The organism is Bacillus sp. 005/A4HT-01/001 (assembly GCF_004634445.1).
Classification (GTDB): domain Bacteria; phylum Bacillota; class Bacilli; order Bacillales; family Bacillaceae; genus Bacillus; species Bacillus altitudinis.
The window spans coordinates 110243-128722 of sequence record NZ_SEIZ01000005.1 but is presented as its reverse complement, the minus strand read 5'-3'; the positions used below and the strand labels follow the sequence as shown (position 1 = coordinate 128722).

Here is an 18480-nt window from a genome sequence, read left to right as displayed (position 1 = left end):
GGTAAAAACCGCTCAATAAATGAGCGGTTTTTTCATATCTCATAAAAATGCGTATCAGGAACATGCTTCTTTGCAATAAACCCCTGCTGAAAGTCTGGAAAGACCTTTTGCACCTGTTTAATTTTCAGATGAATCAAATCAGCATACGGAATATACAAATGATCCACAAGAGTGTGTTCTGTCATATAGTAATACCAATTCAGATTAAAGGTATTTTCATCAATGATCGTAAAGGCAGAAAAATGATAGAACAGCAGTGGACATTCGTCGAGATACATATCTCCTTTCACAACGGAGAGCTTATAGTTTTCAATATTCCAAATCGCTGCATTGGCACCTTTAGATGCCACCACATGGACACCCTCAAAATCATCGACCCATCTTTCAACATACCGCTGATCACCATATGTCTTTTTTTCCGTATCCATTTCTACTGTACAGTGCGCAATGCAGTTCTCTTTCCACTGCGTCACAGCCCGTTTGGCCACATCTGTGTTTCGACAGCCTACAAACCCAGTATTAAAACGGCCAGATAATTCATAAAAGTGATAGAATCGCTTGGAATTCATATGATCTGTCAAAAATACATGAGCGAGTGGATTTTCTGCAAATATCGCCTCTGGATCATGATAAAAATACAAATCTGTATCCAAATGAGCAAGATAATCTGCATCAGAGGACTCAAGAATTTTGAGTAGAAACGCAGGCTTAAGCGTCCAGCAATACTCGTGGAACGTACGATCCGCCTTTGCTTTTCGCAGCGAATCATCTTCCACATCTTCAAGCTGTTCATATTGGACATGTGGATGAGGAAACTGATTTAACACCTTGTAAGCCAAAGGATCAGCACATAAGACAGAAAGTTTGTATGATTGAGCCGTCTGCTCAAGTGAATGAATCAGCGCCAGTAGCTTAAATACATGGGTATTCGACACAATGGTTGTGAAATGATAGGATGCCATCTACAACACATCCACTTGGAACAAGTCAACATGCAGCAGCTCTTTTGTGAGCCCTTGGATGGCCTCTGCCAGCACCGTGCATCCATGTTCCTGCTTGGCAAGTTGGGCCGCCTCTGACAGCTTTTTCAAAGGGAAATGCTTTGCCGTCAGCACGTCCTTTTGATCACGTTTAATGCCCACATTCCGCTCTGTGATCATATGAAGCAGCTCCAAAAAATAAGCGAGCAGATCATCATATGCTTCATTCTTACGCAGCTGGCGAATGTCTTTCACGATATCATTTGTCACGGTATGAGAAAATGGTCCAGAGAAAGCCAGATGAACATCAATCGAATCAATATTGTTGTACTTCTCGCACATATACAAAATGTTATATTTGATGTCATCGAATGACGTTAAATTACTTGGATGTTCCTGATGCACACTTAAAATATCCTCACGCAGCTCAAATGAGAGGCCAAGCTGATGCAGACGAATGCCTAAATCATAATCCTCAAACCCGTATCGAACGATTTTTTCATCAAACATCCCTAGTTCCATAACATGCTTTCGCTTGACGGAAGAGTTATTTGTGATAAAAAATCGCCACGGCAATTGATAAGAACTTAAATCATAGTCGTACGTGTTTAAAATGTCTTTCAGAATATCAATAAATTCGGACTGCAAGTCGAAGCTTCTCTCTAGAAATGCGCCGTTTTTTATTTCCTCCATCGACACAAGAGACGTTTTGTCTTTCATTTTCCGCTGATACAGCCCTTGTTTTTTTAATCGCTTCACATGATCTTTATCAAAACCGGTGTAAAAATAACGGTAGATTCGCTTCCAGCATACACCGCAAATGACACGGTCCTCATGATCAGCATGTGCCTCTGCGTGCTTTTGAATAAATTGGGGCTCTGCCAGCATATCGCTGTCATGGAATATTAAGAGGTCTCCCTCTGCCTCACGAATGGCATGATTGCGCCCCTTGGCAATTCCTTGATTGACAGGAATACGCACCTTTTTGAATGGAAAGTTCACCTCAATGTTTTCGAGCATTTCCATCGTGCCGTCCGTTGACCCATTATCAGCGACAATGACCTCAAATGGAATATCGGTTTCCTGAAGCGTTAAGGAAAAGAGGCTCCCTTCTAAACGCTCTTTCGCATTATAACTCGGAATAATGACGCTGACCTTCGGCTTTTCATTCATGCGCCATCCTCCTCCAGTTTGGCATAGCCGTTAAACATCGGATTGACTTGTTCTACCGATTCAATCACATGACGCAGCACTTCCCGATAGGCTTCTTGGAAAAATGGCAAGTCATCTCTTCCTTTTTCATGGATTTGCTGCATATCATCTTTGCTTAAGATCCGAAAACCACTGAAATGATAGCAAATGAGTGGGCTTCCATCCTCAAGCAAAATACGTCCATTCTCTTCCTGATAAGAATGCTGGCCATAATTCCAGTGACCAATATTCACACCCTTTGTTTGAATATCTTCTACTTTTTCAAACAGCATCGGCATATGATCCAAATACCCTTGATCGCCAAATTTCCCCTCTCCAGGCGCATTTTTGCATTCCTTTAGACATTCTTCTTTCCACCAGCTCAGGCACTTTCGGCCGGCTTCATCTCCTTTAAAATGCAGGAAGCCTGAGTTATAACGCCCTAAAAGCTTCTGAAGCATCTTCACTTCCTCTGGATCAAAGCTTGGAATGACAATATCCCCTCTTGATAGCAGCACAGACGCATCAGGCTGATTTTGAAAAATCACTTGTGGACGCTCATAAAAGAACAAATCCGCATCAAGATACGTCACTTCCTCCGCCTGGCCCTGCTTAAATAGCCACTCAATCCAAATCGGTTTTAATGTCCAGCAATATTCCGAATCATTTCGTTCCTTTTTGATCTCTAGAAGCTCCGGCGTTTCAAGCTCACGCACATGAACAAGATCGACATGCGGGAAATTCATTTGATGAAGCAAATCAAATGCAGCATCATCCATACATAACGTCTTGATGACAGCATCATCTTCTACTTGCTTCAACGATAAGAAAAACGCAATGGCTTGATAAAGTCTTCCACTTGATAGAACCGTACAATATATGCTGTTCATCTGTATACACCTCTATTTTTGAAAGAATTCGCGATACCATTCAATTGTCTTTTCTAACCCTTCATCAATGGAGTAATCAGGCTTCCAATCAAGCAGCTTTCTCGCCTTTTCTGCTGATAAATATTGATGCTTAATCTCATGCGTTCCTTGATTCAAAATACACGGCTTCAGTTCACTGCCCATCGCCTTTAAGATTTTATCAACGAGCTCAAGCACGGTCAGCTGAATTTCATTACTAAAGTTAAATGCTTCTCCTGCAAGCCCTTTTTCCTCCATTTTTTCAGCTAGGAGTAAATAAGCCTTGACCGCATCTTCAATATAGAAATAATCACGGATAAAGGTTCCGTCACTTCTAATTTCTGGCGCCTTTCCCTCTAACACAAGCTGGATGGTTTGCGGAATGATTCGGTTAAAATTCAAATCCCCGCCTCCATATAAATTACCGCAGCGCGTAATACAAACCGGAAGACCATATGTGTTGTAGTACGTGTGAGAAATTAAATCTGCACAGCTTTTTGACACATCATATGGATGCTTGCCGTTAAGCGGCATGTCTTCATCATAAGGAAGCTGCTCTTGATCCCCGTATGCTTTATCACTCGATGCCACAATCACTCGTTTGATAAGCGGCTGCCTTCTGCATGCCTCCAGCACATTCCATGTTCCTAAAATATTGGCTTCAAATGTAGAGACCGGGTGACGATTTGCGACCCCAACAATCGCTTGGGCGGCCAAATGAAAGACCGTATCAATCTCATATTCTCCTAACGCACGTTCTATCGTTTGCATGTCCTCAAGTGCGCCTTGGACGACATTCATCTTTTCAAATTGACCGCCTTGATATAAGTTCGATCTTGGCACCTGATCACGTACAAGCCCTGTTACGTTTGCTCCTTGATCTATCAATTCCTTGACGAGGTAACTCCCTAACAATCCCGTACACCCGGTCACAAATACGTTTTTCCCATTCCAAAATCCGCTCATGCTGTCACCAAACCTTCCATGGTTGTTTTCCTTCAGTCCACATGCCGTTGATTTCTTTCAAGTTTTTATACGTATCAATTGCTGTCCAAAATCCGTGGTGCTCATAGACTGCAAGCTCGCCATCATTCGCCAAGTTCTGAAGAGGCTCTGCTTCAAAGACGCACTGATCATCATCTGTTAAATAATCAAAAACCTTTGGAGACAACACAAAAAATCCTCCATTGATCATCCCGATACTGTCTGTCTTCTCAGAGAAGGATTGTGCCATCCCGTTATACACCTTCAGCGTGCCGTACTGTGATTTCTTTTCAATTCCTGTGACAGTGGCAGCTGCTCCAAGCTCTTGATGGCGCTTGAGCAAATGAAACATATTGATATTGGCAAGTCCGTCACCGTACGTCATCATAAATGTCTCATCACCAATATAATCCTGTACCTGCTTTAACCGCCCGCCTGTCATCGTATTCTCACCCGTATCTAAAAAGGTGATTTTCCAATTCTCCGAATTCCCTAAAAGCTTCATTTCCCCTGTCGACATATCCAGCTGCATGCTGTGATGCCGCCAGTCGTAGTTGAGAAAATACTCTTTGATTTTCTCTCCTTTATATCCAAGCAATAAGATAAACTCGTCTACACCGTAATACTGATAGATTTTCATAATATGCCATAGAATAGGCCGGTCTCCGATCATAGCAAGTGGTTTAGGAAGCGCTTGTGTGACCTCACTCATTCTCGTTCCCTTTCCTCCGCAGAGAATGACTGCTTTCATCTTCTCCCCTCATCTCTCTATGAAAATTTTTGATTGAAAACCCTATCTTCATGCGGAAAATCAGTACATGTACCCTTATACTTTGTCCGACATCAGGTTTTGAATCTACTCTATTCATATGTCGGAATAAGAGAGGGTGCCACCTAGCATTTAACTATTTTTACAAACAAAAAAGAGCGAGATTTGCATTCTCGCTCTTTCAAAGTTTAAATTGTATATTTTCAGGGTAGATGGTATGATAAACATGTGCATATACAGCACAAACAGCCTCTTTCAATAAAGAGACTACTAGATTGAATGAACTCAAGTGGCAGCTTGCTTCATTCTGAACATGAATCACGGAGGTGAATTCCCATGGCACAAAATGTACTTTGTGAAGTGAACTCTTGCCGTTTTTGGGCTGACAACAGCTGTACAGCCTCTACAATTAAAATTGGTAAAAGCACAATGACTGACGTGACTCGCAATGCTGAAACAGATTGCGAAACATTTGAAACAAAATAATACATGATTTTCTGAGATGAAGGAACTGGCAGGTTCCTTCTTTTCTTTTATCATTCTATCAAGAATGATAATTATTATCAAGCGTTTTTCACGAAACATTTCTCGGGAAATAATGACACGATATTTCTCCATTCGTTGACGATTTTCACTCCTTTTTCTATACTCGACATATCCAAAGAAGAAAAAGTGGTGACCAATCAGTGGATTTTACGATACGATTTCTATCATTCTATGTGGTTGAAATAGAAGGCAAAGAGGAACAAGCAAATAAACGGTTTAAACATTACCAAACATTAAACCAAGAAGAATTTGAACAAAGTGAGCTGAAAGACTTTCTAGACGGTGAGCTTAAAAAAATCGTCAAACGAAAAGTGGACAGACACCCTAAGTCTGAGCAAGTACCGACTAAAATTGGCCGATTTATTGTCGAACCCGGGCATGAACTCGATTCAAATCCAAACTACAATTTATTTCATCAGACGCGATTTGCAGATACAAAAGAAGTATTTAACGAATGCAGTGAACAGTTTGTTCGCACCTATTTAGATACAAGTGCTGTTAGAGGCGGCGTGTTTTTGGTTGCATCTGCGGTTCCTAAAAAATATTTCGATGACTCTTTTGTCTTTATCATGAAATGCGACTTTGAACAGAAGGTCGCTTCTATTGCTGATACATCTACCTTGATCAAGAAAGTAGAAATGGCAATTACAACAAAAAACATGAAATCGATTCAATACCCGTTTATGCCAGAAGAAGGTATGACAGAGGAAGCTGAAGTGAAAATTCATCAATCCTCACACGCTCGTTATTTTGAAGACTTTCTAAAATTCGTCGAATACGGGGAATCGATGCCTGAAATCATGAAATCACAGGTCATGAATATGGTGCAGGAACATGTATTTGAAACATTTCAGGATGAAAGTGAAGAATTAAAACAATTTGAAGAGGACCTTGAAATATGGGAAGCAAGTGAAAAACGGGAGATTCGGGAAACACTCGATACAGAACAGGTCACACTAGCGGCTTCACATATTGTTGAACAAACCCCTGATATCACAATGAAGATGCGTCTAGGCGAAACAGAAATTAAAGGACTTTTAGCCGACTTCGGCCATTCGATTCATATTGCAAAGGTCAACAATCGATATGTCGTGCTCGTTGAAGCAGATCAAATTGTATTTGAAAAAGGAAGCACACCTGTTGAATTCCATAAACCCAATGGCTTGAAAGAGGTCGTCAGCCAACTCACGCAAAAAGCCTATGATTCAGACTTAGAATAAGAGAATATGACTGCCTCCTGCGATTAGCTGCATGAGGCAGTTTTTTATATAACGCTTTATTTTTTACACTGCACTAGAAGAAACATGCTGCCCGCTTCTTATCCACATGCTGACGAGCATTAAACTTATGATAAGCATCAGCCAAAAGACGCTGTTTGTTCCGAAAAACTGGATCAACGTATACCCACACAAAGGTCCTAAAGCAGCCCCCATATCTTGAACAAAAGAATAGCTGGCGAGAAAGCGGTTCTTATCTGTTTGAGCAGAAGCTTTTTGAAAGGCAAGTGTATCGGTGAATGTTGTGACAATTGTTGCCATCAGCTGCATCAAAAGCAGCATCAATAGGAACCAGCCGCTTACCTTCAGCATGATCCCAAGAAAACTGAGCCCTCCAAAAGAAAGAAACATCCAGCATAACATTCGTTCCTTTATCACAAGACGATCAAACCATTTGCCCGTTCTCGGTGCGAGAAATGGTTCCCATCCCCACCTGAGTGCTTGAATAACACCGCTTAAAGCCGAAGCTCCGATGACAAAGCCAAACAGAGTCAATTCATCTTGCTCAATCTTTGCTTCAATGACATGACTCAGCGTGGATGCGAATAAACCTTGGATGATCAGTGCGATCAGCATGCCTGTTATCAGTACTTTTACCACATCTCGTGTAAACCACTTCTGTTTGATGCCATGATACACCTGCGTGCCTTCTCTCTTTTCAATTTCATCCAACGATACATAAAAAATGCAGCCCATCAATGTGAGTAAGCCAAAGACAAGCGTCATGGACTGAAAACCGATCAAGCTGGCAAATATCCCGCCAAATAACATTCCGAATAAACTGCCTAGGCGGTAAAGTCCATTATAAAGACCAGTCAAATGACCTTGTGCGCCTTCATCCATTTCAGCAATCAGTCTCATTCCACTCATCCGAAGTAAAGTCCACGCCAATCCCCAAGCACATCGGCATATGAGCAGCAGCCAAAAGCCACTGACACCATAGAGCATCGTGGTCACTGACGCTAGCAAAATAGCAATCAATACACCTGTCTTCATCGGCACATACCGGTATAGCCACCAAACAACTGGTGCTAAAGGGATGCGAATGAATCGGTTGATCGAGAGCAGTAAACCTACCTCCCAAATGGACGATAAACCAATCTCTCGCCAGTAGATTGGAAGAACAATATACAGCATGGAATCCCCAATGAGTGCAAACGCCGTGATGAGTGATATAAACACGACCTGCTTTTGACGATGATCCATTTTTCTTCCCCCTTCGCTACCTTTACGATAAGGGATACCTTATAATAAATCTAATGAATGTTTTTGATTGAATCATCAAAATAATTGATAGGCGGTGCAAAGATGAATTTACATGCCCTCCGTATTTTTGCAAAGGTAGCCGAAACAAAAAGTGTCACTCAAACGGCAGACGTGCTGTCTTTGACGCAGCCGGCTGTGACGGCACAATTACGAAGCATTGAACGAGAGATCGGCTTTCGTCTTTTCAAACGAAACGGCCGGGGGATTACATTGACGGAGATGGGAAAGATCCTGTATCCATATGCCCGGCAAGTATTCGAGGCGGAAAAAGAAGTGGAATATCAGATTACCCTTCTGCAAAACGGAAAAAAAGGAAGACTCAGAATTGCTTCTACCTACGTACCACTTAACTTTTTGCTGCCTGATTGGCTTGCCTCTTTTAAAACATCATCGCCACAGACAGACATTGAATTAAAAAGCGGAAACTCCGCTCAAGTGATCGAAAGCTTGCTTCAATATCAATCAGATGTGGCGATTGCTGTAATTGAAGATCTGCACCACGAAGATCTTCACACCTCTCACTTAACTGATTTAAGTTATGACTTTATCGTGCCTGTGGATCACCCGTTAAATGGACAAACCGTCCCCCTAGAACGCCTAAGCCATGAACCCTTTTTAATGCGAGAAGAAGGCAGTTCAACGAGAGACAAGCTTTTTTCCCTTTTTACCGCTAAAGGAATTAAAAAACCGACCGTTGATTTACAATTCAGTGGTGTCCACGAAGCCATTCAAATGATCAAAGCTGGCTATGGCATCACCCTTGTTCCTCGTGACGCTGTTCAGCGAAGCTTAGAACGTGGAGAGATTGGGCGCGTGTATATCGAAGGAATAGACATTATCAGACCTGTTGTGGTCTGCAAACGGGCGAATGACCTTGAGGAAAATAGGACGGTGAATGCTTTTCTGCAAATGAAAGACATCGGACCCTTTATAGCACCTGACTCCAATTAAAAAAGTGCCTGCTTCAGCAACAGGCACTTTTTCTATTCGGATGGCTGAACAAGATCAAATGGGACCGCTTTTGATGCTTTTACTAGTTGTTCTGGGGTGATGAGTATTTCATTTCCCCATTCTCCCGCTCCAACGCCTAATATCTCTTCTTCTAATAGCGATGCTTCGATAATCGTGCGGAACCCTTCAGGCTGCCAACAAAATGGCGGAATCGAGCCAATCCGATAGCCCGTCACTTCAAGTACCGTGTCAGGTGAAGCCATTTTGATATTACGAGAGCCTGCGGCTTTCTTTAGTTTCCCTGATTTGATGTGCTGGTCAGCACCAACCATTACAAGCAGCTGCTCCCCTTCCCCTGTTTCAAAGATCAATGTTTTGATCATTTGTCTTTCTCTAAAACCAAGTGCTGCAGCTACATTCGCTGCGCCCTTCTCTGTGTCGGCAGAAAATGTTTTGATGTCATACGGGATGCCATGCTTGTCCAAAAAGTCATGTGCTGGTAATGTTCTCAATTGATTGAACCCCTTTCCTTACGTTGTTCTTTCATTTAGCTTATCACAATCCTCTCATCCTTAAGATGTATTTTTCAATGGAAAACCTCTGCACACTTCGCCAACATGCTATACTGAACTTGTTTTTGAAAAGGAGTCGGTTGGATATGGGAAATAAGTTTTGGTGTTATACAGGCAGTAAAAGCCTTCTCATGCTAAGTGATATTCTATTTTTGATGACAGTCACATTGGTTATTTATCAAGATACACAATCTGTCGCCTATGCGGCTGTATTTCCGCTCATAAGAACACTATGTCAGCTATTGGCTGGGCTCCTCTCTCCTGTTTTGACAGAACTCTTTCAAGCCAAGCGTCTATTGAAATGGGTCCCTCTTTTACGTATTGGAATGCTCGTCGTATTCACGACCCAATTTGATTTCTTTCAGCAGCACCTGATCTGGCTGTTTAGTGCATTCGTTTTGATTTCCATCACAGGCGGGTTCATCAGCCCTTTATTACAGGCCATCATGCCGATGCTTGTGCCAGAAAATCAGCTTGTGAAAGCGAACAGTACAGCCTCCGTTTTTTATCAATCTGTTCAAATCGCCGGCTATTCGTTTACTGGAATGCTCGTCCTGTTGATTGGTCCATCTTATTTAATGTGGGCCTCTTGTTTCATGATTGTGTTGTCCTATCTATTGATCATCCCTGTTTTTTCTCTACTCAAGCAAGAAGACACGGTTCAAAAAGAAAATAAGATGAACGGGTTCAAGGATGGCTGGAAGATCATTTGGACAAACAAAACGGTTCGCATCCTGACTTTCATGGATGTTTGTGAAAATATTGCAGGTGCTTTGTGGGTCGGACCGGTTACGCTTGCCTTTGTCACACTTGTTTTAAAGGAAGGTGCGGAATGGTGGGGATATATCAATGCCGCATATTATATAGGTGCCATTATAGGCGGACTCATGGCCGCATGGCTAAGTCAGTTTATTCAAAAACAACTTCTCCTCTTTATGGCAGCGGGCTCTTTTATTTATGCAGTGCTGACGATCCTATTTTCGCTAAACAGCCTGCCATGGCTTGCATTGCTGCTTTGTATTTTAATGGGGCCTGCCTATCAAATTCGAGATGTCTCTCAGCAAACCATTCTTCAAACGGAAACGCCAGTCCATGATTTATCAAAAGTGTATTCGGCTCAATACGTTCTCTCTTCTATGTCTGTCAGTTTATCTATTTTCTTTGTTGGATTAATTGCGGATACATTCGGAGCGAGATTTGTGTATTTGTTAGGCGGACTGTTTGTACTCATCTGCTCAAGCATTGCCATCACCGCTTTCATGATGCAGAAAAAAAGAGCAGCTGTTTGAGGCAGCGGCTCTTTTACTTTTCTTTTAACATCGTAAACATGTCACGCGCCATTGCTTCTAGGATATACACAACGGGTGTCTGTGTGGTGATGTTGGCTCTATGGACTCGTTCGTCTGTGACGTAATAAGCAATATTTAAGTCAGAAATACGAGAAATTGTACAGTGCTGATTGTTTGTAATACTAATGATCGTGCTGCCTTCTCTTTTTAGTTTCGAAATATGATCAATCGTTATGCGGTTCTCTCCTGATACCGACAGCACAATGGTGACACTATTGTCTAAATACTGCATATTCATCGGGAAAAACGGATCATTGATGTAGAATGAAAATTTCTCAAGACTTGAAAAGTACCTTGCCCCATACTGCGCCAAAATACCAGAACTGCCCGTCCCAATAAACAGCACATTCTTTGCATCCGCAATGAGCTTCGCTGCCTCTTTAATCTTCTCTTCAAAATCTCCTTTAAGTGTCCGTTCGATAAATTCATACAGGAAATGCTGCGTGCTTTTCAAAGAAGGTGTTTGTTCTGCTTCTAAATACATTTTGAGCTTCACCTTAAATTCTGAAAAGCCTTCACAATTCACTTTTCGACAAAAGCGAAGGACAGATGAGGTCGATATATGTGCGGCATCTGCCAAATCACGAATTCTCATATAGACGACTTTTTCACTGTTTTCCATAATGTATCGGTATAAAGCGCTTTCTAGTTCATTAAAGCTGGAAATGACCTCACTTGAAAACATCTGACTTCCCCTTTCTCCAACAACATGACACAAGACGTTTCTTTTATGTAACAAATCTCTAAATAGGGCACCCTTGCCTAAAGACGCTGAAACCGTTTACGCACAAGGTACTCTCACGATAAGCTATAAATGTACAAACAAATGATAAAAGATTGATTCACTCTATTATAACATTGTGCGTTACATTATTCGGAGGTGCAGAACATGACAAAAGGATTAAAGGTTGTCACAATCGGCGGAGGATCAAGCTATACACCAGAACTTGTCGAAGGATTCATTAAACGGTACGATGAATTTCCAATTAGCGAACTTTGGCTCGTCGATATCGAAGCAGGTAAAGAAAAGCTTGAGATCGTCGGAAATCTTGCAAAACGCATGGTAAAAAAAGCGGGACTTCCAATCGAGGTTCATTTAACTTTAGATCGCCGGAAAGCACTGGTAGACGCTGATTTCGTCACAACACAATTCCGCGTCGGATTACTGGAAGCACGTATGAAGGATGAACGCATTCCTTTAAAATATGATGTCATTGGTCAAGAAACAAACGGTCCAGGCGGTCTATTCAAGGGTCTGCGCACCATCCCTGTCATTCTTGAGATTGTGAAAGATATTGAAGAATTATGCCCGGATGCTTGGCTTGTGAATTTCACCAATCCAGCTGGTATGGTCACAGAAGCTGTACTTCGCTATTCAAACCACCGCAAAGTCGTTGGCTTATGTAACGTACCAATCGGCATTCGCATGGGCATCGCCAAAGGACTTGATGTCGACGCAAGCAGAGTCGAAGTCAGCTTTGCTGGATTAAACCATATGGTCTTTGGACTGAACGTGTTCTTAGATGGCAAAAGCATCATGGATCAAGTGATCGAAGACATGGCAGATCCAAACTCCACCATGTCCATGAACAACATTCAAGCGATTCCGTGGGATGCAGATTTCTTAAAAGGGCTTGGTGTGATTCCTTGTCCGTACCACCGCTACTATTACAAGACAAGTGATATGTTGGCTGAAGAGAAAAAAGCAGCAGCGAATGAGGGAACTCGTGCAGAAGTCGTCCGTGCACTAGAAAATGACCTGTTCGAGCTTTACAAAGATCCTGATCTTGATATTAAGCCGCCACAGCTTGAAAAACGAGGCGGTGCTTATTACAGTGATGCAGCATGTAACTTAATCGCATCCATTTATAACGACAAGCACGACATTCAGCCTGTAAACACAATCAACAATGGCGCCATCAGTGACATTCCAAATGATTCTGCCGTTGAACTGAACTGTGTCATCACAAAAGACGGCCCAAAACCAATCGCTGTTGGTGAAATGCCGGTTGCTGTCAAAGGACTTATTTCTCAAATTAAATCCTTTGAACGTGTAGCCGCTGAAGCAGCTGTAACAGGTGACTACAACACAGCCCTTGTTGCCATGACCATCAATCCGCTCGTCCCATCAGATGCCATTGCAAAAAGCATCCTAGATGAAATGCTAGAAGCACACAAAGACTACTTACCACAGTTTTTCAATAAAGTTGAAGCATAAAAAGAAGCCGCACTTGTCAAAAGTGCGGTTTTTCTTATTTCCCGGCAAACAACTGATCCATCTGAGCACGGTCATAGTCTAATAGCCAGTGCTGTAAACCTTCATAAACTGGACGCAGATGTTCTGGATCTGCCGCAATAAGATCACAGCCTCGATCATCATATAAGTGGAAAATCATCTGTTTTGAAAGATTGATGAGATAATTGTCATAACCTAGCTTTCCTTTCAAGATTTGATTCGGTTTGCAAAAATCCTCTTGGCATATGGCTTGTAGAAGCGGGCGCAATCGAATATCTTGCAGCTGACACTTGAGTGTAAATCTCTCTATTTTCATTGTTTCTTCTAGTTTTGATTGTACATAAGTCAAACGCTCGTGAAGCAATCGGTGACGCACTTGTCGGTCGGCATATTTTTGATAAACAAGGAGCTTTTGCCTCGTTAGTTCATGTTCATGCTGCGTGTAAACATCCGTGACAAGTAGAATATCGTCTTCTGGATCAAAAGTATATCTGACAATTTTTAAAGCCCGATCGCCTGCTTTTTCTAATACAACCGATTCTTCTCCTAATGACCAATCTGCCACTTCAAAGCGAAGACCAAAAGGCCACCTATAAAAAAGAGGCGGCGCGAGGACAAGATCAGGAAAATGACTTTTTAAAAAACAATTGGTTTGATCGCTCATCTCATGTCCTTCCATTGGTTTTATTTCTTATTTTACCGTTGAAACTGATGGAAATTCAATTGGAAATAAATTGTCATTTCTTATATGATAGAAAGATATGGAGGTGTGACCAATTGAAAAAATGGTTTTTACAGGTGTTCCTCACCGCATTGATCACGATGTGGATACAGACTGGACTTGATCAGGCGAACATCATTCATATCACCAATGTATGGGTCGATGTCAGCAGCTGGATTCTAATCTTCTTTGTCATCTACGCACTTTTTGAATGGACTGCTCACGTCTTAGCAAAACGGAAAATCGCTCATCGCTGAACATCTCTTTTTACAGAGATGTTTTTTGTTGAAACTCTTCCTGCACAAGTTCATGAATCACACCCATTCCTGCCTGACTTCCTGCTGCTGCTGCAAGAACAAGCTGAGCAGGTCCGCCTAAATTATCACCACATGCAAAAATACCGCTGACGGTTGTACGCCCAAGAATATCTGCTTCAATGCCCCCATTTTTCGTCATTTGACAGCCTAGTTTTTCAGCAAAAGGGGTTGACTGCTTGAAATCACTTGCGACAAATCCGCCTTCTCTTATCACTATCTCTCCATTTGCAAGCTGAAGAGAGCGTAGCTGCCCATTGTCATGATTGATCGCTACAATTGGTACATCAATGACTTGAATAGAATGCGCTGATAGCAGTGCTTTCTCCTCTTCAGCTAACACTTGCTGTCCATTTGTAAACACAATCAAATCCTTTGTCCAATTGGAAAGAAGTTTCGCCATATGCAAAGCGCGTGAATTCTCAGCAATCAGAGCCAGCGGCTTGTCCTTTAGCTCCCAGCCATCACAGAAAGGACAGCTAAACAACGTCTTTCCATACACTTCATGAATCCCCTTCATTTCTGGCAGTATATCCTGAAGTCCAGTTGCCAAAATGATTTTTTTCGCTTCGAATCTTTCTCCTTCTTGTGTCAGTAACGCGAAGTTGTCCTCATGATTTTGTATCTCCACAATTGTGCTTCGTTTGATTTGGATATTGGGGTAGTTTTGGAGATCCGCTTCTCCTGCTTGTCTGATCTCAAACGGTGTCATTCCATCGTTTGTAATAAATCCATGTGATTCCTGAGTCACTCGATTTCTTGGCATCTCATCATCGAATACCATGACCTGTTTTCTGCCCCGCCCCACAACAAGAGCTGCATTTAATCCGGCTGGCCCGCCTCCAATAATGGCACAATCTAATAACATATAAATCTCTCCTTTTTATCCAAGACTTTAAAGACTTTTAATATCTATAATTCACTCAAAAAAAATCACATCTTGAAAAATGGATTTTTTTCTGTCTGCTCTATTTGGCTTGCAATATCAACTAACCGCTTTTGACTTAACGTCTCCTGCATTTTCATTTCAACATCCTGCATGACTTGTTCAATTAAACAGCCATCGTGAGGCATGAAAGAATCATGTTCTAAAGAACAACGAAATAAATGGGTTTGTCCTTCTACCGCCTGAATGACGTCTAGAAACGAAATGTCCTCCTTCTTTTTCAGAATGGTGTAACCACCTTTTGCGCCAGGTGTTGATTCAATCAATCCCGCCTTCACAAGCTTTGTTAAAATTTTGGATAAATAAGTGGGTGAAAGATCTTGCATCTTGGCGAGAGGTTCAACGCCTATTGCTTTCCCCTTTGGTGCAAGGGTTAAAAATACCATCGTATGCAGGGCATAGTTGGTCGCTTTAGAATATTTCATCGAAACATTCCTTTCTATCTATTATAGACCTTTTATATCTGTAATTGATCATAAAAGATTCAAGAAGAAAAAGCAAGTATTGTGGATCTGCTTCTTTTTTCATTCCACATTTCGCATTTCCTTCCGATAATAGAAGTAAGCACGAATAAAAGCTTGATGAAGACTAGAAGGAGTGAAAAAAATGTCAGATCAACAGCACAATGCAGCACACGAAGAAGAAGAGGAATTTAACGTATACGACATGCTTCCACCCGCAGGAACAATCATTGGCGAAGCAACAGAAGAAGAAATGGAAGCTGCGGCAGCATTAGAAGTGAGACATTACGCCTTTATGCGTCTGCAAGACTCGTACATTCAATTTGATGGTTCTTCTTATAAAGAATTGCTTAAAGACTTTCAAGAACTAGAATTTGATTCTGCAAAATTTTGGAGAGCCATCGCACGACGCCTGCAAGTCCCATACGAATGGCCAATCCGAATCGACCATGCAAACGGTCCTATTTATATTGGTGAAACAGAAGATAGCCGTGATGTTGAGGAGAGTGCGGAGTAAGGACATGGTGACCCCCTTTTTAGTAAGGGGGTCTATTTTTAAAATGATAGATACTTATTCCTCTAAATCAAATTCCAATGCGATTGATATATTAAAGGCAATTTGGGGCATTTCATCTATTTCTGATTGATTCAAATGCTTCGCAAAACGACGTGCATGCTCGACAACATCAGCATGCTGCTTAATCATTTCGTCATTCATTATAAAGATCGTATTGATTGCCCAGCCAGCAGTCGTTAACATTTCTTCGTTCTGAAGGCTTTCCATATACGTTTCTACCTCAGAAAAAATCCACTTGATATCATCAATTTGTTCCACTTGGAAATTCGCGATTTTTGATAGTTGCTCAGGGTCTTTGGTTAAAAAGATATCTTTCACTTCTTCTTTTGATAATGGTTTATTCTGCTTTTCATATTCAGCCAGCCATTCTTCATCTGACATTTCATCTTCTTCACTACCCTCTGCGGTATAATGCCCCGCAATCAGTTCATCAAACGAATCCGCTAATTTGAAATCCGTCTCATATTCTAGATCAAAGTAGTGAATCGGCGGATGCTCCTTTGTTTCTCTATAATCCAATGCAATCCATGTATGACCATCCCCACAAATCAGTACAAGCCCCTCAGGCAATTCCCATTCTTCTATTAAATAATCACTATCCATAATACCTTCGCCTTTGGCAATCCCTCTTAAATGATCAAATGACACATGATCCTCTGCCCATCCATTCTGCTGGTCTGTTGGAAAAGCATTATGCAAGGTATAACCGCCATTTTGTTCAAGAATCAGTTTCTTATATGTATCAGGCAAGATGACGCCTAATTTCTTTTCCGCTTTTGCAATGCCTTTTTCATTGATTTTCTTAAATGTCTCTTCACTTTCTCTGTCTGTGTCCCAAAATGGTTTCAAATAAAATACCTCCAATTGTTATTTCTATCGCATTTTACCATTTGAGAAAACTAGTTTAATAGTCCTATTTATAAAAAAAAGAAGGGTTCTCCCTCCTCTTGTTGATCATGATTGTTCTTGATTTCTCGCTTCAAATTCATCTAGCATTGCACGCACTTCATCTGTTGATGATGTGTTCATTAATTGGTTTCTTAGGAAGCTCGCTCCTCTGAATCCTTTTACATAAATCTTAAAGAAACGATGCAGTGCCTTAAACGGTCGCAAACCTAATGAAGAATATTGATCATGAAGATCAAGATGTAATCTTAAAAGACCTAACAGTTCGTCACTCGTATGCTCTTTCGGCTCTTTTTCAAAAGCAAATGGGTTATGGAAAATCCCACGCCCAATCATCACACCGTCCACTCCATACTGCTCAGCGAGCTTTAAGCCAGTTTGACGATCAGGAATATCACCATTGATCGTCAAAAGCGTATCAGGGGCTACTTCATCACGCAATTTTTTAATTTCAGGAATGAGCTCCCAATGCGCATCTACCTGGCTCATTTCCTTTCTTGTGCGAAGGTGAATCGATAAATTCACAATGTCTTGCTCCAAAATGTGTCTGAGCCAGCCACGCCATTCATCGACCTCTGTAAACCCTAGTCTTGTTTTCACACTAACAGGTAATCCCCCTGCTTTTGCCGCTTGAATCAGCTCTGCCGCAACGTCTGGGCGAAGAATCAATCCACTCCCCTTCCCGTTTTGCGTGACATTTGGGACAGGACAGCCCATATTAATATCAAGCCCCTGAAATCCTAATTCCGCCATTCCAATACTCATTTGTCTAAAGTTCTCAGGCTTATCTCCCCAAATATGAGCAACAATCGGTTGCTCATCCTCGGTGAACGTTAAGCGACCTTTCACACTTTGAATGCCATCAGGGTGGCAGTAGCTCTCACTGTTCGTAAACTCTGTGAAAAACACATCCGGTCTCGCCGCCTCACTCACAACATGACGAAACACAACATCTGTCACTTCTTCCATTGGTGCTAATATAAAGAATGGCCGTGGTAAATCACGCCAGAAATTTTTACTCATCTTTCATCCAATTCCTCTCATGACATAGCACCTAAAGGGCATGTCCTTCTATAAAATATCATTATATACTTTAGTAAGAAGCCAACGCAAACGTTCATTCTTGGTGTTAAAAACCTTATTATAACAGGCCTTGATCATAATCAACTATGACCAATAATTGCAAATCATTTTGCAGTTAAAAGTATTCTTTTGGGTAATATTATGTTTTTTTTATAAGCGACAATGCAAAAGAAGCGTAAAACAAACGTTAACAAAATACGATCAGCACTATATAAAATATCAAAAATTTCAGAAGGCGTAAACGTTGTTCAAAAAGGAAACTTTCGGGAATCGTGTTATACAACGTGCTGTCAATAAAGCACATGGCAAGCTTGTGAGAACGTACACCTTTTCAAACTGTTCCACTTGTTATTTGAACAACTAGTCTTTATCACCTAAGCAAATCGGTTCAACTTCATGAAATTAAGTATTTATTCCCCAATCATTCTCCGTATAATGGTAAA

General features: G+C 41.4%; 20 protein-coding genes. 7 read left to right on the top strand and 13 right to left on the bottom strand.

What is annotated here, in order from left to right:
- Positions 1 to 32: 32 nt before the first annotated feature.
- The 5 genes from ES896_RS15330 to rfbF are packed head-to-tail and all read right to left on the bottom strand — an operon-like array spanning position 33 to position 4814.
- Positions 33 to 962, bottom strand: coding sequence for a putative nucleotide-diphospho-sugar transferase (locus tag ES896_RS15330; RefSeq protein ID WP_056408123.1), 930 nt, complete (start codon positions 960 to 962; stop codon positions 33 to 35).
- Positions 963 to 2153: a glycosyltransferase family 2 protein gene (locus ES896_RS15325; protein ID WP_035391401.1), complete on the bottom strand. Its 1191-nt coding sequence runs from the start codon at positions 2151 to 2153 to the stop codon at positions 963 to 965.
- The gene (locus ES896_RS15320) at positions 2150 to 3061 is read right to left on the bottom strand and encodes a putative nucleotide-diphospho-sugar transferase (RefSeq protein WP_057078350.1); all 912 of its coding nucleotides are present in this window, start codon (positions 3059 to 3061) and stop codon (positions 2150 to 2152) included. Before ES896_RS15320 ends, ES896_RS15325 begins: the two co-directional genes overlap by 4 nt.
- Positions 3062 to 3073: 12 nt before the next feature.
- Entirely contained in the window at positions 3074 to 4045 is a 972-nt protein-coding gene (locus ES896_RS15315; RefSeq protein ID WP_057078351.1) for a GDP-mannose 4,6-dehydratase, read from the bottom strand.
- 4 nt (positions 4046 to 4049) lie between these two features.
- Positions 4050 to 4814, bottom strand: a complete 765-nt coding sequence (rfbF, locus tag ES896_RS15310; protein WP_019743935.1) for a glucose-1-phosphate cytidylyltransferase — start codon at positions 4812 to 4814, stop codon at positions 4050 to 4052.
- A gap of 354 nt (positions 4815 to 5168) precedes the next feature.
- Here rfbF and ES896_RS15305 point away from each other — a divergent pair, with 354 nt between their 5' ends.
- Together ES896_RS15305 and ES896_RS15300 are read left to right on the top strand one after the other, a co-directional pair.
- Entirely contained in the window at positions 5169 to 5318 is a 150-nt protein-coding gene (locus ES896_RS15305) for a DUF1540 domain-containing protein (protein WP_008344201.1), read from the top strand.
- A gap of 200 nt (positions 5319 to 5518) precedes the next feature.
- Entirely contained in the window at positions 5519 to 6598 is a 1080-nt protein-coding gene (locus tag ES896_RS15300) for a DUF3900 domain-containing protein (protein ID WP_039168562.1), read from the top strand.
- A 63-nt stretch (positions 6599 to 6661) separates the two neighbouring features.
- Here the strand turns inward: ES896_RS15300 and ES896_RS15295 are convergent, their stop codons facing one another.
- Entirely contained in the window at positions 6662 to 7861 is a 1200-nt protein-coding gene (locus ES896_RS15295; RefSeq protein ID WP_135226985.1) for an MFS transporter, read from the bottom strand.
- 102 nt (positions 7862 to 7963) lie between these two features.
- Between ES896_RS15295 and ES896_RS15290 the strand changes: the two genes are divergently transcribed.
- Positions 7964 to 8872, top strand: a complete 909-nt coding sequence (locus ES896_RS15290) for a LysR family transcriptional regulator (RefSeq protein ID WP_019743938.1) — start codon at positions 7964 to 7966, stop codon at positions 8870 to 8872.
- 32 nt (positions 8873 to 8904) lie between these two features.
- Here the strand turns inward: ES896_RS15290 and ES896_RS15285 are convergent, their stop codons facing one another.
- Positions 8905 to 9384, bottom strand: a complete 480-nt coding sequence (locus tag ES896_RS15285) for an aminoacyl-tRNA deacylase (protein WP_135226984.1) — start codon at positions 9382 to 9384, stop codon at positions 8905 to 8907.
- A gap of 146 nt (positions 9385 to 9530) precedes the next feature.
- Here ES896_RS15285 and ES896_RS15280 point away from each other — a divergent pair, with 146 nt between their 5' ends.
- The gene (locus tag ES896_RS15280) at positions 9531 to 10733 is read left to right on the top strand and encodes an MFS transporter (RefSeq protein WP_135226983.1); all 1203 of its coding nucleotides are present in this window, start codon (positions 9531 to 9533) and stop codon (positions 10731 to 10733) included.
- A gap of 13 nt (positions 10734 to 10746) precedes the next feature.
- On the opposite strand, the gene ES896_RS15275 is transcribed toward ES896_RS15280, so the two are convergent.
- The gene (locus ES896_RS15275) at positions 10747 to 11478 is read right to left on the bottom strand and encodes a MurR/RpiR family transcriptional regulator (protein ID WP_135226982.1); all 732 of its coding nucleotides are present in this window, start codon (positions 11476 to 11478) and stop codon (positions 10747 to 10749) included.
- Positions 11479 to 11682: 204 nt separating this feature from the next.
- On the opposite strand from ES896_RS15275, the gene ES896_RS15270 reads away from it, so the two are divergent.
- Complete coding sequence (locus ES896_RS15270; protein WP_135226981.1) at positions 11683 to 13011, top strand: 6-phospho-beta-glucosidase; 1329 nt, start codon at positions 11683 to 11685, stop codon at positions 13009 to 13011.
- A 34-nt stretch (positions 13012 to 13045) separates the two neighbouring features.
- Here the strand turns inward: ES896_RS15270 and ES896_RS15265 are convergent, their stop codons facing one another.
- Entirely contained in the window at positions 13046 to 13693 is a 648-nt protein-coding gene (locus ES896_RS15265) for a DUF3885 domain-containing protein (RefSeq protein WP_135226980.1), read from the bottom strand.
- A gap of 113 nt (positions 13694 to 13806) precedes the next feature.
- On the opposite strand from ES896_RS15265, the gene ES896_RS15260 reads away from it, so the two are divergent.
- Positions 13807 to 14007 carry a hypothetical protein gene (locus tag ES896_RS15260; RefSeq protein WP_025206887.1) on the top strand — a complete coding sequence of 67 codons (201 nt, stop codon included), beginning with the start codon at positions 13807 to 13809 and terminating at the stop codon, positions 14005 to 14007.
- 10 nt (positions 14008 to 14017) lie between these two features.
- Here the strand turns inward: ES896_RS15260 and ES896_RS15255 are convergent, their stop codons facing one another.
- Positions 14018 to 14932 (bottom strand): NAD(P)/FAD-dependent oxidoreductase, encoded by a 915-nt coding sequence (locus ES896_RS15255; protein ID WP_135226979.1) that lies wholly within the window; start codon positions 14930 to 14932, stop codon positions 14018 to 14020.
- A gap of 65 nt (positions 14933 to 14997) precedes the next feature.
- On the bottom strand, positions 14998 to 15435 hold the full coding sequence (locus ES896_RS15250) for an Rrf2 family transcriptional regulator (protein WP_017366776.1): 438 nt from the start codon (positions 15433 to 15435) through the stop codon (positions 14998 to 15000).
- Positions 15436 to 15616: 181 nt separating this feature from the next.
- Between ES896_RS15250 and ES896_RS15245 the strand changes: the two genes are divergently transcribed.
- Positions 15617 to 15988: a hypothetical protein gene (locus ES896_RS15245; protein ID WP_007496834.1), complete on the top strand. Its 372-nt coding sequence runs from the start codon at positions 15617 to 15619 to the stop codon at positions 15986 to 15988.
- A 54-nt stretch (positions 15989 to 16042) separates the two neighbouring features.
- Here the strand turns inward: ES896_RS15245 and ES896_RS15240 are convergent, their stop codons facing one another.
- Both ES896_RS15240 and ES896_RS15235 read right to left on the bottom strand, forming a co-directional pair.
- Complete coding sequence (locus tag ES896_RS15240) at positions 16043 to 16897, bottom strand: SMI1/KNR4 family protein (RefSeq protein ID WP_017366775.1); 855 nt, start codon at positions 16895 to 16897, stop codon at positions 16043 to 16045.
- 105 nt (positions 16898 to 17002) lie between these two features.
- Positions 17003 to 17977, bottom strand: a complete 975-nt coding sequence (locus tag ES896_RS15235) for a tRNA dihydrouridine synthase (RefSeq protein ID WP_017366774.1) — start codon at positions 17975 to 17977, stop codon at positions 17003 to 17005.
- Positions 17978 to 18480 lie beyond the last annotated feature (503 nt).